The 15,419-nt window shown below is 63.6% G+C and carries 9 protein-coding genes (1 of these 9 running past the window's edge); 6 read left to right on the forward strand and 3 right to left on the reverse strand.

Annotated elements, in window-relative coordinates; genetic code table 11:
- From DL240_RS12810 to DL240_RS12825, 4 genes are all read left to right on the forward strand, one after another.
- Positions 1-2,253, forward strand: the 3' portion of a protein-coding gene (locus DL240_RS12810) for a bifunctional serine/threonine-protein kinase/formylglycine-generating enzyme family protein (RefSeq protein ID WP_111730293.1). It extends 375 nt beyond the left edge of the window; only the last 2,253 of its 2,628 coding nucleotides appear in the window; the start codon falls outside the window, past its left edge; the stop codon is at positions 2,251-2,253.
- Between the two features lie 161 nt (positions 2,254-2,414).
- Positions 2,415-4,904, forward strand: coding sequence for a hypothetical protein (locus tag DL240_RS12815; protein WP_146618279.1), 2,490 nt, complete (start codon positions 2,415-2,417; stop codon positions 4,902-4,904).
- 138 nt (positions 4,905-5,042) lie between these two features.
- The gene (locus DL240_RS12820; protein ID WP_111730295.1) at positions 5,043-6,923 is read left to right on the forward strand and encodes a sensor histidine kinase; all 1,881 of its coding nucleotides are present in this window, start codon (positions 5,043-5,045) and stop codon (positions 6,921-6,923) included.
- A gap of 144 nt (positions 6,924-7,067) precedes the next feature.
- Complete coding sequence (locus tag DL240_RS12825) at positions 7,068-9,140, forward strand: tetratricopeptide repeat protein (protein WP_111730296.1); 2,073 nt, start codon at positions 7,068-7,070, stop codon at positions 9,138-9,140.
- Between the two features lie 27 nt (positions 9,141-9,167).
- Here DL240_RS12825 and DL240_RS12830 read toward each other — a convergent pair whose 3' ends face one another.
- The 3 genes from DL240_RS12830 to DL240_RS12840 all read right to left on the reverse strand — a co-directional run bounded on the left by DL240_RS12830 (position 9,168) and on the right by DL240_RS12840 (position 13,346).
- Positions 9,168-10,343: a helix-turn-helix transcriptional regulator gene (locus tag DL240_RS12830; RefSeq protein ID WP_111730297.1), complete on the reverse strand. Its 1,176-nt coding sequence runs from the start codon at positions 10,341-10,343 to the stop codon at positions 9,168-9,170.
- A 224-nt stretch (positions 10,344-10,567) separates the two neighbouring features.
- Positions 10,568-12,418, reverse strand: coding sequence for an acyl-CoA dehydrogenase (locus DL240_RS12835; RefSeq protein WP_158542548.1), 1,851 nt, complete (start codon positions 12,416-12,418; stop codon positions 10,568-10,570).
- Between the two features lie 160 nt (positions 12,419-12,578).
- Positions 12,579-13,346, reverse strand: coding sequence for a type III pantothenate kinase (locus tag DL240_RS12840; protein WP_111730299.1), 768 nt, complete (start codon positions 13,344-13,346; stop codon positions 12,579-12,581).
- Positions 13,347-13,530: 184 nt separating this feature from the next.
- Here DL240_RS12840 and DL240_RS12845 point away from each other — a divergent pair, with 184 nt between their 5' ends.
- The gene (locus DL240_RS12845; protein WP_199589807.1) at positions 13,531-14,508 is read left to right on the forward strand and encodes an ABC transporter permease; all 978 of its coding nucleotides are present in this window, start codon (positions 13,531-13,533) and stop codon (positions 14,506-14,508) included.
- Between the two features lie 11 nt (positions 14,509-14,519).
- Positions 14,520-15,383 carry an ABC transporter permease gene (locus tag DL240_RS12850; protein WP_199589808.1) on the forward strand — a complete coding sequence of 288 codons (864 nt, stop codon included), beginning with the start codon at positions 14,520-14,522 and terminating at the stop codon, positions 15,381-15,383.
- Positions 15,384-15,419: the final 36 nt, after the last annotated feature.

The following is a 15,419-nucleotide window of genomic DNA, read 5'->3' on the forward strand; positions in this document are numbered from 1 at the left end:
ACGGCGGAGGAGCGCTACGAGTTTATTGATGAACTGGGGCGCGGGGGGATGGGGCAGATTCTTCGCGCGCGCGATCTATTACTTGATCGCGAGATTGCCCTAAAGACACTGCTGCCCTCTTCCGATGCGGACAATGCACCTCGGCGGCTGCAGGCCGAAGCTCGGCTAACCGGTCGGCTGGAGCACCCCAGCATCGTGCCGGTCTATGACCTGGGATGGCTTAGCCACGGCGAGCCTTATTATACGATGCGGGTCGTTCGGGAGCGTAGCCTGGCGTCGATTCTCGACGAAGTACGTGCTGGCGAGGACCACGGTTATACGCTTAGCCAGCTGGTTGGGATCGTGAGGCAAGTCTGCCTTGCCATCCAGTACGCCCATGATGCCGGAGTGGTGCATCGCGACCTTAAGCCGGAAAACATCCTTATCGGTGGCTACGGGGAGGTTTTTGTCATCGACTGGGGAATCGCAAAGATTCTTGATGATCAGGACCCGAATTTTGTCTCTCTGCCTCGGGGCGCCCTGGTGGGAACCCCTCAGTATATGGCTCCCGAGCAAGCTCATGGTCTCAATGACCAGGTGGATGCGCGTACCGATGTCTACGCGCTGGGCGCGATTCTTTACGAAGTCCTGACGTTGAAGCCCGTCTTCGAGGCACGTTCGGTACTGAGCCTCTTGATCAGTATCGTTCAGGACGCTCCCCTTCCGCCGTCCAGCCGCGCTCCCGGTCGCGACATTCCGCGGACGATTGAGGAGATCACCCTCAAGGCGCTGGCCAAGGAACCCGAGGCGCGCTATCCGAGCGCACAAACACTGGCCGATGAACTCAACCTCTATTTGGACGGCGTCAAAGAACGCGAACGTCACGAAGAGCAGGCCCGCCAACTCGTGGAACGAGCGGGCCTCGCCAGGACACACTACCAGCGGGTACGCCACCAACTTGCGCAAGTTATCCGCGACCGCGACCTCTCCCGCCGAGAGTTGCCAAGCTGGGCCCCGGCCCGCGAGAAGGCTCGTCTCTGGGAGCTTGAAGCCGAGGTCGACCGACTCGGCGTTGAGACCGAAAAGCACTTCGGCGAGGTCACCCGCCTGCTCAGCCAGAGCCTGGGACATGCGGTGCTTGATGAGGCACGCGACGCCCTGGCCGAACTCTACTGGGAGCGATTCCTGCAGGCCGAGGCCGTCGGGGACCACGCCACCGCCACCTACTTCGAGTCACTGGTCCGTCAGCACAACAGCGGAGCCTTCGATCAACGCCTTCACGGAGAAGCTCGTCTTCATGTGACGACCGTGCCATCCACAGCCACGCTACAGCTGTGGCGAGTAGAGGAAGAGCATCGCCGACTCCATGCCCATCCTTTCGGCTCGCCGACCGTGGGTCCCGAACAGTTCGAGCATCTCCCCCACGGCACCTACACCCTTTACGTGGAAGCAGCGGGCTACGCGTCACTGGAGTTCCCTCTGCTCCTGGAGCGCCTGGCCGATGTTGAGCTCACTGTCCCGCTGTGGCCAGAAGACGCCGTACCCCACGATTTTGTCGTCGTTTCCGGCGGTGCCTACCGAACCGGAGCCTTCGATGGCGTCTCACTGGAACAGGAATTCACCGACCTCCCGGCCTTTGCCATCCAGCGTACTCCGGTGACCTGCGGACAATATGTGGAGTTTCTCAACGCGCTGGCGAGTCAAGATCCGGAACACGCCCGTCAACACGCGCCCCGCGTGCGCGATGATATGCCCTCGTACTTCCCTATGATCGACGGCCGCTATGTCGTTCCTCAGGAGGATAGCGACGGCGATGCCTGGGATCCCCAGTGGCCGATCTGCATCGTCAATCGACTTGACGCCCTGGCCTACATCGCCTGGCGCAGCGCACAAGATGGTCGCGCCTACCGATTACCCAACTCCAGGGAATGGGAAAAAGCGGCACGGGGGGTCGACGGTCGAATCTACCCCTGGGGACATCACTTCGACGCCTCATTCTGCCACATGCGCGAGAGTGCTCCGGGCAAACCCATGCCGCGGCCGGTGGGCACCACTCCTACCGATCGCTCTCCCTACGGGGTCCTTGATATGGCGGGCAACATCGCGGAATGGACCTCCACTCCGGCTTCGGCATCGGAAGGCACCTTCGTGTTGCGTGGCGGCTCCTTTAACTCCTTTCCGCTCATGTGCCGTGTCGACTGGCATCAAACCAGTCCGCAAGGCTATCGCCATGTACACTACGGATTTCGGATGGCTCTTGACCTTCCGGGCTGATCGTTCTCCACCGACATCACAGGCTGCACGCCAGCCCATGCGGTGGTCCGAGGCCTGTTGAATGCCCGTCGAGCTTCTCGTACCTTGCGCCTGTTCGGATACATAAAGATTTCTCAATGCTTCGATGCTCACGGGGCGTCGCTCTTGCCTTCGGAACAATCATGCTCAAAACAACGACGTCTTCGCCGCGCTCGCGACACCTCACTCTCCCCGCAGCGCTCTTGACGTGTGTGCTGCCCCTGCTTGCCGCAACCACCCTTGGCTGCAACGAGAACTTTTCCGGCTTTGAAGAACGCGACGTCGGTGGCGCCGACGATAGCGGCCCGGAAACCGGCTCACCAGCCGCCGAAGGCCTGGGAATCTGCGTGTACGGGGCGGAGCTGGGTTGCGAGATCGATGGAAGTGGCGCCCTCGACGAGAGCCTCCCGCAGAGTGCCCCCGTGGGTGAGTTCTACGCTGGCGAGCACGTGGGCCTACCGGGCTGCGCCATCAACGAACACTTCGTGTGGCCCGAAGCCGGCGCTCTGGAGAGCGCACTCTTCGATGAGACCACCCGAACCATTTACATTGCCGCACCTTCTCAGACCACCGAGAGCGACGCTCCGAACCATCTGCCTAACCCTCGCGATATCTCGTACGGCGACGGCAGCTCGCCGCAGCGCCCGACGACCTTCCAGGATCTGTTCTCCACGTCGTTTGATGGGCCTACAATTCTCTCGCTTCTGCCCGGCGAGCATGTCATCGACACCGCGCTCGACTTTAGCGGCCCGGTGTTGTTTTCCAGCCCCTGTGCGGCTTCGGTTTCTGTGAAACTCTCGCCAACCGGCTCCCTGCGCTTTCACAACAGCCCCCTGGCCATCGTTGCGGGCGTTAGCCTGACCCCTCTTGGCACTGCGATTTCGCCCGTGTTGACCTTCGATCAGGTCGATGTCGCAGTGATCACGTCCTCCCGGATCGAGGCCGGGGGAGCCAACATCAACGCCATTGAGCTGCGAGACGTCGACTACGGTGTGATCGGGCACTCGGTGATCCGTGGCGCCGAGATTGGCCTCAACGTCGACGGCGGTCAGGTCCTGGTCCGCCAGAGCCTCTTTGAGGGCAACGCGCTGCACGGTATTAAGCTCTCCAGTTCGCAGGGCCCGGCCACCGAAGGCTTTGCGGCCCAGGCCCTGCTGGAACGCGTGATCATTGATGGCCGGGCGGCCGCGCAAGCGCTTCCCGGGCGTAGTGGCCTGCGCGCCGAAGGCGCGCTGGTCGGCATGGTCGACTCGGCGGTTCGCTCCCACCACGCCGCCTCGCTCACCGAGCTTGGGTTCGGCATCGATGTGCGCGCGTCCTACCTCAAGGTGCGGGGCAACTCCGAGCTCAGCGCCAACCAGGGCCCCGGCCTGCTTGCCATCGACAGTCGCACCTGGGTCGCCGGCGCCACCCGCATTCACAACAACCGCCGAGGCATCCTGGCCCGCCGCACCGAAGATGGCCTGGCCGCCTACCTTGAACCTGAGCTGAGCCTCCCGACCCCGGAGAGCCCGCTCTTCGTACCGACGCTGGCCTTTGCCGCCAACCCGGACCTCAGCGACACGCTCTTCCCCGGTGATATGTTCTTCCCCGGCGATATGTTCTTCCCCGGTGATATGTTCTTCCCCGGCGATATGTTCTTCCCCGGCGATATGTTCTTCCCCACCGAAGATATCGTCGCTCAAGACACGCTCTTCCCCGGTGATATGTTCTTCCCCGGCGATATGTTCTTCCCCGGCGATATGTTCTTCCCCGGTGATATGTTCTTCCCCGGTGATATGTTCTTCCCCGGCGGCACCGCCGGGCCCTACTCCCCGGCTGCGGGGCATCTGGCGCCCGAAGATGCGTGGTCGATGCTCGCGCTCACCGGCGAGGTAAGCGTCAGCGGCAATCTCGAAGCCGGTGTCGATGTGGCCGGCTCGGGGCTCCTGCTCCACCGCACACTGGTGGCCAACACTCGCCCGATCAGCCTGGCTCCCTGGGCAATGACCACTGGCCCGGCACACGGCGTGGTGCTTCACGACCCGAGCTTCGCGCACTTAAGCCAGGTGACCCTGGTCGACAACGCCGGAGTCGGGCTCTGGGCCACCGAGATCCCCGCGGAACCAGCGCACGTGGAGCCCGGCTCCGGTCTACGCCTGCTCGTCGATGATACCCTCGTCGTAAGTAACCTCGCCGGCGGACTGCGGGCTGCCAACGCGGACACCCATGGCGCCGTCTTCCTGACCCGTTCGAGCTTCATTCGCAATGGCGGCGTGGGTGTGCAGCTGAAGAACCAACAGTTCCGGATTACCTCCTCGGAGTTCATGCTCACTCAGCCTTTGCCAAACCTCGACAACGAGGACGCCTCCGCCGACGGACTCCAGCTTCTTGACTCCACGGGCCGCCTCGCGGCCAGCGAAATCCGCCGCAATGAGCGCTACGGATGCTACCTGTCCTCCGAACACCCGATCAGCCTGTCTGAAGTCATCTGGGGAAGCGCACCCGAAAATGCACTCGCCTTGGATGGCAGTCGCCCGCCTCGTCTGGATGCGCCCAACCTCACCGTCGAGGTTGTGGAACTCCCCACAGCAGCAAAACTTGACGAGGACCACGCTGCCCTGGGGGCCCCACAACCTCTCGACCTGCCCTGATTCGTAAAAACCACTGACAAAGGAGCCCGGTGATCTCATCACCGGGCTCCTTTGTTTTTGAGCGCCTGCGCAGTATCATCATGATGTACCATGCAGGTCAGCACCCCGCAGTAGATGGCATGAAGCAAGGAGTAGGTCGTGAGCCCGGGCAACGTTGATGCACCAGGGGCCGTCGTTCCGTCGGGCGAAGCCCCCGCCCGGGCCAATCAGGTGTGGGCATCTCTCTACGAGAAGCTCCCCCAGGCGACGCTCCTCTTTGATGCCGACAAGGGAGAGCTCCTCGCGCTCAACCAGGCCGCGAAACAACTCGTTGGCCCTCAGCGCACCCGCGGGCTTCTGGACGCGCCGGCGAACCCGGTTCGTCAGACCCTGGAGTCGCTCTTTGAACGCGCCCTGAAGTACCCCGATCTTCCGGCAGCTCCCTTCGCGCTACCTCCGGATGAGCGTGAGCTCTACCGTGCACACTTTGCGCCCCTTCCAGCATTCGACGCGCTTCAATCTCCCTGGATTTGCCAGCTCTACACCTTCCGCGGGGATCAGGATCAGGCGCTCCAGGAAGTCGTCACCGAGTTGAGCCGCCTGCACCACCAACGCGCCGACCTCCACGCGCTGGGCATCGCGGTGGCCGAGCGCCTCCGCCAGGCGCTTGACACGCCGGCGCTGGCGCTGCTGGCCGCCGGCGAACAGGGCTTTGTGCCCCGCTGGCATAGCGGCGATCCGCACCTCTGCCAGACGCTGCACGATCGCCTGGTGGACACCACCCTGCCTCCGGGGCAGATCCATCATCTGCGCCCGGGCCCCGAGGCTCCCCCCGATCTCTGTGCCCTGCGCCTGGGCGGCCCCCCGGCCCATGGCGTGCTCGCCTGGCATGCCGAGCGCCTCCCGCAGGCCCGACCCATGACCCTCTCGTTGATCGCCACCGCCCTCGATCTTCTGCTGTCGACGGTCTACATCCGGGAGTCTCATAGCGAGGAGCGCATGCGCCTGCGGGCGGTGCTTGAGCACGTGCCCTCGGCCGTGCTCCTCTTCGACACCGAGGGCCGGGTTGTCATGTATAACTCCCGGGCCCAGGCCTTGATCGGACACGACCGCTGGGAGAGGCTCGGGCCGGGCGATCATCCCTTTGTCGTCTGTGATACCGACGCCCGCCCTCTGCCCGAAGCGCAGTGGCCCCTGGTCCGCGCGCTGCGCCAGGGGGTCGGCTGCACCAACGAGGAATACATCCTCGACTTCGGAGACGTCCGGCGCAACGTCATGCTCAGCGTGGTGCCGGTCGTCGACGAGCAGGGCACGCCCCGCCTCTTTCTGACCTCGGCGACCGATGTCACCGAACGCAGCGCGCTGGAACGGCGCAAAGACGAGTTCCTCTCGGTTGCCAGCCATGAGCTGCGCAGCCCGCTGACCCCGCTGTCCGGCTTCGTGCATCTGGCACGCCAGCAGGCCGAAACCTCTCAGAGCGTCGACCCGGAGGTGCTGCGCCGAGCCGAGGCTCAGGTCATGCGCCTGCGCCGACTCGTCGACGCGCTCCTGGACATGTCGCGTATTGAGACGGGCCGACTCAAACTGATGCGCAAGCCCACCTTAATGACCGCATTGCTCACTCGCATCGCCGAGCCCTGGCTCACCGGGCACGAGAGCCATCGCATCCGCGTTCACAACGCCGCAGAGCCGATCTTCGCCGTCGTGGACCCCGACCGCATCGAACAGGTGATCAGCAACCTGATCGATAACGCGCTTAAACACGGCCGCGCCGAGGGCAAGGTCACCGTCTCGCTCTGCACCCGCGGCTCCCATGTCATTGTGAGCGTGCGCGATCAGGGGGAAGGGATGGCCAAAGAAGATCTCGAACACATCTTCGAGCGCTTCTACTCGGGGGCCAGTTCGCGATCTGCCAAAAGCATGGGTCTGGGGCTCTACATCACCCGCCAGATCGTCGAAGAACATGGCGGCACCATCGAGATCGACACCTCTGTGGGCTCCCCGACCGAGGTACGAGTCCTGCTTCCCCTGGGACGCTAAACCGGCGAACATTGCGCCAGCGTGCCCCCCTTGCTAAGCAGAGAAGTCTTCACATTCCACGCTGGCTCCGGGGCCTCTACCCTTTTCGGATGCTCCCCGGATGGCGGCTCCGATCCACGCGCAATACACCTGGGAGGTCCAGATATGTCGCAGACACTCGCCGGCTGGAGAGCCTACTCAAGCGGAGACTACCGCGAGGCCTTCTCACACTTCGGAGATGCTCCTACCTCGCCGGAGTCGATCGCCGGCCTGGCACTCTCGGTACTGGCGTTGGGCCAGGGCACTGACGCGCTGTTGTTGGTTGAGCAGAGCGCTCAACAGTTTCCCTCCCCCGAATTTCAAGTGCTGCTCGGCGATCTCACCGGACGTACCGGCGATCGCTCCGGGGCGGAGCGCATCCTCCAGCGCCTCATCCAGAACTACCCGGACCAGGTCCTGGGACTCAGCCTGCTCGGAGAGCAACGCATCCGTCAGGGGCGATGGGATGAAGGGACCCAGAACTTCATCGACGCTCTGGCCACCTCGGACCTGCGCGCCACCCTGCACGTGCAACGGGTGATTCGCGATCTGGTCGACGCCGTGGCCGCCCGCCGCATCCCTCAGGAGGCGGCGCTGCGCTTTGTGAATCGCATCGACTACAGCGTCCCCAAGAAAGTCGCAGAACTCAATCGCTTCTTCGCTGCCGCGCGCCGTGCCATCAACAACCATCAACGCATGGAGCCCGTGGAACTCCCTGAGCCCTGGAGCCAAAACGCCTCGGAGGTCGCTCACCAAGCGGAGGCTTCCCCGCGCGCCGAGAGCCCCTCGCCGCGTCCCCCCGACCGAGATCGCCCGGTCCGCACCGCTCAGCACAACCTCAAGTCCCGCGCATCAGGTCCCCGACCTGTCCCCCAGGAGACCACCGACACCACTCCGGCCCAGAAACGCGCCCGCCGTACCCGTCGTCCGCAGCGTCCCGAACCGATCATCGCCGCCAATCTCACCGACATGGGACGCGTGATGCGAGAAGAGCGCCACGCCAATGAAGCACTCCAGGAGAATGTCCCCACGGCGATCCCCCCGGCCTGGCCCTCGGAGCTCGAAGAGCCCATCGATACGATCCCCGCGGTCGAGATCCCCCGGGGCTCGATCTTCGGCGGCAGCGATTCCATTCGCACCCAGGCCTTCAAACTCACCGAGGGCGACATCGGGGTCGAGATCACCCTGGAGCGCTGCATGCACAACATGCTCGCCAGCATTCAAAGCATTGGTGACGTGACCGTACCCTTTAATCTCCAGGCCCTGCGCCAGCTAGAGCTCAACCTGCTCGACGATATCTTTGCCCGCATGCCCTCCTTAAGCGCGCTCTACCGCGATGAAACCGCGGTCAACGACCAGCGCCCCCTGGCCGTAGGTAAGTTTTTAGGCGACTGCATCGCCCAAGCCTTCGGCGGCGTGTGGCATTACAAGCAACCTCCCGAGGCCTCCACCATGAGCGTGGGGCAACAAAAGCTCGACCCTCTGGGCGTGGCCACGAGCATTCTGGCCGCCGAGCACTTCGATGAAGTCGGCTTCGCCCACCTGATCCGCCAGGCCGAGGCCGGCGTGGGCACCGGCACCGCCATGGTCGCCCGCCACTTCTACGTCGACCCCACCCCCGGACTTGATGGCGAGGCGCTGTCGATGAAACTCGCCGAACTCTGGGCGGCGTATCGCTTCGTCCTGCCGGTGATTCAGATCAACGAGATCGCGGACTCTCTCCGGGTGCTCTCCACCCACCCTGCGTTCATCGTGATGAGTCTGAGCCGCGAGTATATCTCCGAGAACTTCCTGACCCAGGTCGGCCCCGGGGCACTGGGTAGCGACCAACGCGTGGCGCTGGCCTACGTGCGCCAGACCGGCGAGTTTCTGCTCCTTTCCAGCGCCCGCCACTTCGCCCGCTTGCTGGAGGTTTCCGGTTTTTCGCTCACCGAAGCCAGCCTCGCCACAGTTCTCCCCTGGCTGCAACGCCTCTTCCGCCCCGGCTGGCGCCTGGTCGAGAACCAGGAAGTTGCCGAGCGCGCTCGTGCACGCATCGGACATCCCCAGATCGGCGCCCCCCAACTCCATTCCCGAGGCATCCGCGGCACCGCTCTACAGGCCACCTTTCTCGATCGAGCGGCCAGCTGGCAACTCACTCTGGAGCACCAGATCGACGCCCTCACCCCCTTTACCCTGTCCCTGGAAGAACTCGTCTGAGCGAATGCCCCGCTACCGCGCGCGCGCCTAGCCCTCCAGCCACTGACGTACCCGGTCTTCGAGGGCTTCGCGCAATGCCACCGGCTGGAGCACCTCCACCTCCGGAAGCATTCCGAGCACAAACGAGCGAAACTCCGGACAGATCGCCAGTTCAAAACTCACCCGAAGCCCTTCTTCGGTGTCTTCGTTTTGCTGGGAGGGGTGCAGCCGGTAGCGCTTGAGGTAAGTCGCCCAGCTGCCACGCACCACAAGCTGCACCTGCTCCGCCTGGCCACTGTAGGCATAGATCCCAAACGCGTTTTTGAAGTAGTCCTCTTCGTCCTCGGCCGGACCGATCGCCATCTCTTCTTCAACCTGCTGACGAAGCATCGCCTGCCAGGCTCGCTCCCGAGCCCGCTCCACAGCGCGGGCAGGAGTCGGCTCGAGGAGCGCTGCGCCTTCATCGCCCACCGCACCGCTGCCGCCCGCGGCGGTGATCATCGCCGAGGGCTCTCCCTGGTAGACAAAGCTCTCCAACTCCTCGCGCCGCTCCCGGGCCAGGCGCTCCACAAAACGCTCCAGATTGAGCTGCTCCATGCTCAAGACGCCGGCCACATCGAAGAGCTTGCGCTTCTGGTGTTCGGTGGCCTGCAACCATAACCGGCCCTGATACCAGATCAGTCGCCGGGGCACCGCCAGGTAGGTCTTTTGCTCGCCATCCGAGGAGCGCTCATACGTAAAGCTCACGCCCCGGCGATTCTGAATCGCCTCCAGCAGCGCCTCGATCATCTCGAGCATCCGCTCGCGTTCCACCGGGAGCCACGTTCTGCGCAGGCTCAACCCGCTTGCGAGACGCTCCATCCGCTCCCGCTGGCTCTCGGCCAGCGCCATGCGTTGGTTGTGCGCCATCTGATCGATGAACTCACCAAAAGGCGTCTCTTTAAAAAGATCCAGCGCCACCCCGCCGAGCTCCAGCGCCGCCACCGTCCCGATCATCGCCGTCTGAGTCGAGATATGGGGCATCTGCCAGTACTTGGTGCGGCCATCGCGACCGGTCTCCAGCCCGTAGATCTCTTCGAGAAGCTTCAGATCCTCGCGCGCCTGCGGATACTGCACTCCAAATTCATCGCTGACCCGATTGATGGTGACTTTCTGACCGTTTTTAAGCCAACCAAGGATGGTATGCGAGCGGCGGGTGGCAGCGAAGGTGTTGCGTGCAGACATAAAAAACTCCTCAAAAGACCTGGCGTGCAGACCAGAAAATCTGCAAACGCGCCTGGCCCTATCCCAAAGGCTGCGGCAATTGTCGAGCGGCGCTCGGCCCCTGTCAATCCGCAGACTTTGCGTGACGCTAACTTCGCGGACTTCCGAAACAAAAATGCCCGCGACCTCCGGCGAGGTCGCGGGCACACAGGCTACGCCCGGAGCTCAGGGCTCGGTGGGCGCGATCAGAACGCCACCTCAAGCGCGCTGCGATCGCCAGACTGGATGCTCTTCAGGATGGCACGGGCCTCCGGAAGAATCTGGTAGATGAAGAACTGCGCGGTCTTGACCTTGTTCTCATAGAAGCGCGCGTCGTCATTCTGCTCGATAAGCGCCTGGCGGGCTTCGGCATCATCGGCGCTCACGCCCTTCTCGTCCCAGATCGCGCTGAGCTTGCTCTGCGCCACCGTGGCCTGCTTCAGCAGCAGACGCGCCGACTCCACCAGCCCGAACATGCGCAGGTAAGGCGTGGCGTGCAGCAGCGGGTACTCCGGATCCTTCTTGCCGCTGGCGGTAAAGCCAAACGCCGCTTCGCCAAGCGCGTTCTTGGCCGCGTCGACCTGCTTGGCCATCTCACCAAAGGTCTCATCCTCGCTCAGGCTGCCCAGGAACTCATTGGTGTCCTGCAGCCAGGTCAAAAAGAGCCCACCGCTCTTCATGCGCATCTTACGACCCAGGAGGTCGAGCGCCTGAATGCCGTTGGTCCCCTCGTAAATCGAGGCGATCTTCACGTCGCGCATCTTCTGCTCGACGCCGTACTCCTTGATGTAGCCGTAGCCGCCGAAGACCTGCATGGCGAGCTCGGTCATCTTAAAGCCCATATCCGAGCAGAAGGCTTTGCAGATCGGCGTGAGCAGGTCGAGCATGTCCTGCGCTTTGGTCTTCTCGGCTTCATCTTCGCTGTAGAGGGCGAAGTCGCTCATGAACGCGGTGTTCAGCAGGAGCGCGCGCAGCGCCTCGCCATACGCCTTCATGGTCATGAGGTTGCGGCGCACATCGGGGTGCTCGATGATCGCCACGCTCTTGGGAGCTTCGCTGCGATCGGTGACCTTGGGACCCTGGCTGCGCTCCTTGGCGTAGACCAGCGCGCTCTGGTAGGCGGCGTTTCCGATGGCCACGCCCTGAAGGCCGGTCACCAGACGGGCTTCGTTCATCATCAGGAACATGTACTGCAGCCCGCGGCAGCGCTCACCCACCAGCCAACCGCGGCACTCGCCATGATCGCCAAAGGAGATCGAGCAGGTCGGCGAGGCGTGAATGCCCATCTTCTCTTCGATGCCGGTGATGGCCACGTCGTTGGGCTCGGCCAGCGAGCCGTCAGCGTTGACGCGAATCTTCGGCACGATGAACAGGCTGATGCCCCGAGACCCTTCCGGATCGCCGGGCACCCGCGCCAGCACCAGGTGGACGATGTTCTCGGTGAGGTTCTGATCGCCGGCCGAGATGAAGATCTTGTTGCCGACAATGTCGTAGTAATCCTCGCCATCCACCGGCGTGGCCGTGGTGGTCAGATCGCCCAGCGCCGAACCGGCCTGCGGCTCGGTCAGGCACATCGTCCCGCCCCACTGACCGGTGTACATCTTCTCCAGGTAGAGTTCGACGTCGCGCTCGGTGCCGTGCACCTCGATCAGGTGGCCGGCCGAGACCGTCAGCCCGGAAATGAACATGAAGGAGGGGTGCGAGCCCACGAAGGCCTCAATCGCTGCCATCCCCACCGACTGCGGAAGCCCCTGGCCGCCGTACTCCGGGTTGTGCACCGGCGCAAACCAGCCGCCATCGCGGAAGTCTTTGAAGAGCTGGGTGTAGTTGTCGGGCAGCACCACGTTGCCGTCGATAAGCCGGCTCCCCACCTCATCGGCCTCGGCATTGGCCGGCGCGAGTTTGCCCACGGCGAACTTCTCGGCCTCGCCGAGCACCATCTCAAAGAGCTCGCGGCTGTAGTCCTGATAACGCGAAAGTTTGGTCAGTTCTTCAACGCCCAGGACGTCAAAGAGGTTAAACTCCACGTCGCGTCGATCAAAAAGGTACTCGCTCATCGTCGTTGTTCCTTGTGCTGCGGGGGAGAAGTGGCACCGGCGAGGGCCGGCCCGTGAATGAATACTCATTCATTTTCGCAGATGACGCGAAAAGTTCAAGCTCTTTACGACCTCTGCCGCCCCCCTTCTCCCGTCCATGATCCTGGTCTGAGCAGGCCCTTCAGGCCTGCGCTTCATTAAAGATAAGGCGCAACCCCTTGAGCGTCAGAAATTCGTCCACGTCATCGATGATATCGGTCTCACTGGCAAAGAAACCCGCCAGCCCGCCGGTGCCCACCACGTGGGCGTCGCCGCCGAGCTCGGTCTTCATGCGTGTCACGATCTCACGCACCAGCCCGATGTAGCCGTAGAGCATCCCGGCCTGAATCGAATGCACCGTGGTCCGCCCGATCACCGAGGGGGGCTTGGCCAGCTCCACCCGCGGCAACTTGCTAGCCGCGTGAAAAAGCGCCTCGCTGGAGATGGTGATTCCCGGGCAGATCGCCCCGCCCAGATACGCGCCCTCGGCGCTGATGGCATCGAAGGTGGTGGCCGTACCGAAGTCTACCACGATCAACGCCTTCTGCAGGCGGTGATAGGCCGCCACGGCGTTGACCACCCGGTCGGCCCCGACCTCCTGGGGATTGTCGTACTCAATGGGCATGTTGGCTTCAATGTCGTCGCCCACCACCGTGGGGACGCAGGCGAAATAATCGCGCACCATCTTGACCAGCATCCGCTCCATGGGAGGCACCACACAGCTGATGATCGCTGCTTTCACCTCGCCAACGCCCAGCCCGCTCAGCTCAAAGAGCTGGCGTAGAAAGATGCCGTGCTCATCGCTGGTCCGTCCGTGGTGTGTCTGCAGGCGCCAGTGGCGCACGAGCTCATCGCCCTTATAGACCCCCAGGACCGTGTTGGTGTTGCCGACATCAATGACCAGTAGCATGGCGGGCTCCTGCTGCATGCGGGGCGCGCCGTAGAGCCGGTCGCGCCCGGAGGTTGACTTCGGCGCCAAACTTTCAGATTCCCCCCCACCTTGTCCAGCCTCTCCAGAGGGCGATTGCGGCCCCCCGCAAAACCCTTTATTTTGGCCGGGCTCGGCGCCTGCCAGGCCCCACCGGTGAGCCGGCATGTCGTACGGGTGGGCCGAGCCACGCTCCCCTACCAGCCAGGGCTTCATGATCACCTTTCTCATCCGAAGACTCGTCGCGTCGATCTTCGTCGTTCTCGGCGTGGTCACGCTGGTCTTTTTGATCCTGCGGGCAGTGCCCGGAGATCCGGTCGAATCGATCCTCGGCGAACAATCGCTGGAGGTCGATAAAGAAGCGCTTCGCGAGTGCTTGAACCTGGATAAACCCCTGGGCGAGCAGTACCTGCTGTTCTGGTCAGACGTAGCCTCGGGCACGCTGGGAGAGCTCTGCGACGAGCGCGGCGTGACGGTGATGGACCGCCTGGTGGCCAACATCCCGGCGACCTTTGAGCTGGCGTTGGCCGCGATGTTCTTTGCCCTGATCTTCTCGCTGCCCTTAGGGATCGCGGCCTCGCTGCGCCCCTACTCCTGGGTCGACAACTCCTCGGCCGTCATCGCGCTCCTGGGCATCTCCATCCCCAACTTCTGGCTGGGGCCGATGCTCCTGATCGCGTTCAGCCTCACCCTGCAGATCCTGCCCAACCCGGGCAGCGAGGTCGCCGGCCTGACCGCCCTGCTCTTGCCCGCAATTACCCTGGGCACGGGCTTGAGCGCCAAACTGATGCGCATGACCCGCTCGGGCATGCTGGAGGTGCTCAACCTCGACTATGTGCGTACTGCCCGGGCCAAAGGACTGCCCCGACGCACCGTGGTCCTTAAGCACGCCCTGCGCAACGCGCTTTTGCCGGTGGTGACCATTGTCGGCCTGCAATTTGGCGCCCTGTTAACCGGCGCCATCATCGTCGAGAAGGTCTTTGCGCGCCCCGGCGTGGGCATGCTCCTCCTCGACGCCATCGAGGCCCGAAACTACCTGATTGTGCAGGGCTGCGTGCTCTTCATCTCCTTCACTTACGTGGTCGTCAACCTGGTCACCGACCTGGTCTACGGACTTGTCGACCCACGCATTCGCTACGACTGAGGCCCGGCCCGATGAACCTTATGCGCCTGCCACAGCTCAGGCTCCCCCGCGGGGGCGGAAACGCCTTTGGGCCTCTGGCCATCGCCGGCATGTTCATTCTGGCGGCGGTCGCCCTGGTTGCGATCTTCTCCCCGTGGTTCGCCCCCTATGAGCTCTCTCATATGGACGTCACCCGCCAGCTTGAGGGCCCCTCCTCCAGCCACTGGCTGGGCACCGACGAGAACGGCGCCGATGTGCTCACGTTGCTGATCTACGGCACCCGGGTCGCCGCCGTGGTAGGCATCGCCACAGTCTCCATCTGCGCCACGGTCGGGGTGATTCTGGGGGCCGTCTCCGGCTACTTCGGCGGCTGGATCGACGAGGTACTCATGCGCCTGACCGAGATCCTGATGGCTTTTCCCGGCATCCTGTTGGCGATTCTGCTGATCTTCATCACGCAGGAGCCCAGCCTGGTGGCGGTGATCGGCGCGCTCTCCGTCTCGGGCTGGTCGAGCTACGCGCGTCTGGTCCGCGGGCAGGTGCTGGCGGTGCGCGATCAGGACTACGTGGAAGCCGCCCGCGCCACCGGCCTGCCCACCTGGCGCATTCTCCAGCGCCACGTCGTGCCCAACACCTTCGCACCGGTGATCATCCAGGCCACCTTCGGGGTGGCCGGCGCCATCTTAGCCGAGGCCTCACTGAGCTTTCTGGGCCTTGGTCCCCAGGATTTGCCCAGCTGGGGCGGACTCCTCGACCAGGGCGCGAGCTACTTTTTGCTCACTCCCCACCTGGCCGTGGTGCCCGGACTGGCCATCATGTTCACGGTGCTGGCCGTCAACTTCGTGGGCGACGGCCTGCGCGACGTGCTCGATCCGCGCAAACTCAGCGACCATTGAGACTCAAAACCCGAACATTTCTTATTCTTTTGGAGC

Source organism: Lujinxingia litoralis (assembly GCF_003260125.1).
GTDB classification, from domain to species: Bacteria; Myxococcota_A; Bradymonadia; order Bradymonadales; family Bradymonadaceae; genus Lujinxingia; species Lujinxingia litoralis.

What these genes read in the sequence shown, in the direction of transcription:
- DL240_RS12845 (WP_199589807.1), top strand. Translation starts at nt 13,531, where the DNA reads ATGTCGTACGGGTGGGCCGAGCCACGCTCCCCTACCAGCCAGGGCTTC.
- DL240_RS12835 (WP_158542548.1), bottom strand. Translation starts at nt 12,418, where the DNA reads ATGAGCGAGTACCTTTTTGATCGACGCGACGTGGAGTTTAACCTCTTT.
- DL240_RS12830 (WP_111730297.1), bottom strand. Translation starts at nt 10,343, where the DNA reads ATGTCTGCACGCAACACCTTCGCTGCCACCCGCCGCTCGCATACCATC.
- DL240_RS12825 (WP_111730296.1), top strand. Translation starts at nt 7,068, where the DNA reads ATGTCGCAGACACTCGCCGGCTGGAGAGCCTACTCAAGCGGAGACTAC.
- DL240_RS12840 (WP_111730299.1), bottom strand. Translation starts at nt 13,346, where the DNA reads ATGCTACTGGTCATTGATGTCGGCAACACCAACACGGTCCTGGGGGTC.
- DL240_RS12815 (WP_146618279.1), top strand. Translation starts at nt 2,415, where the DNA reads ATGCTCAAAACAACGACGTCTTCGCCGCGCTCGCGACACCTCACTCTC.
- DL240_RS12850 (WP_199589808.1), top strand. Translation starts at nt 14,520, where the DNA reads ATGAACCTTATGCGCCTGCCACAGCTCAGGCTCCCCCGCGGGGGCGGA.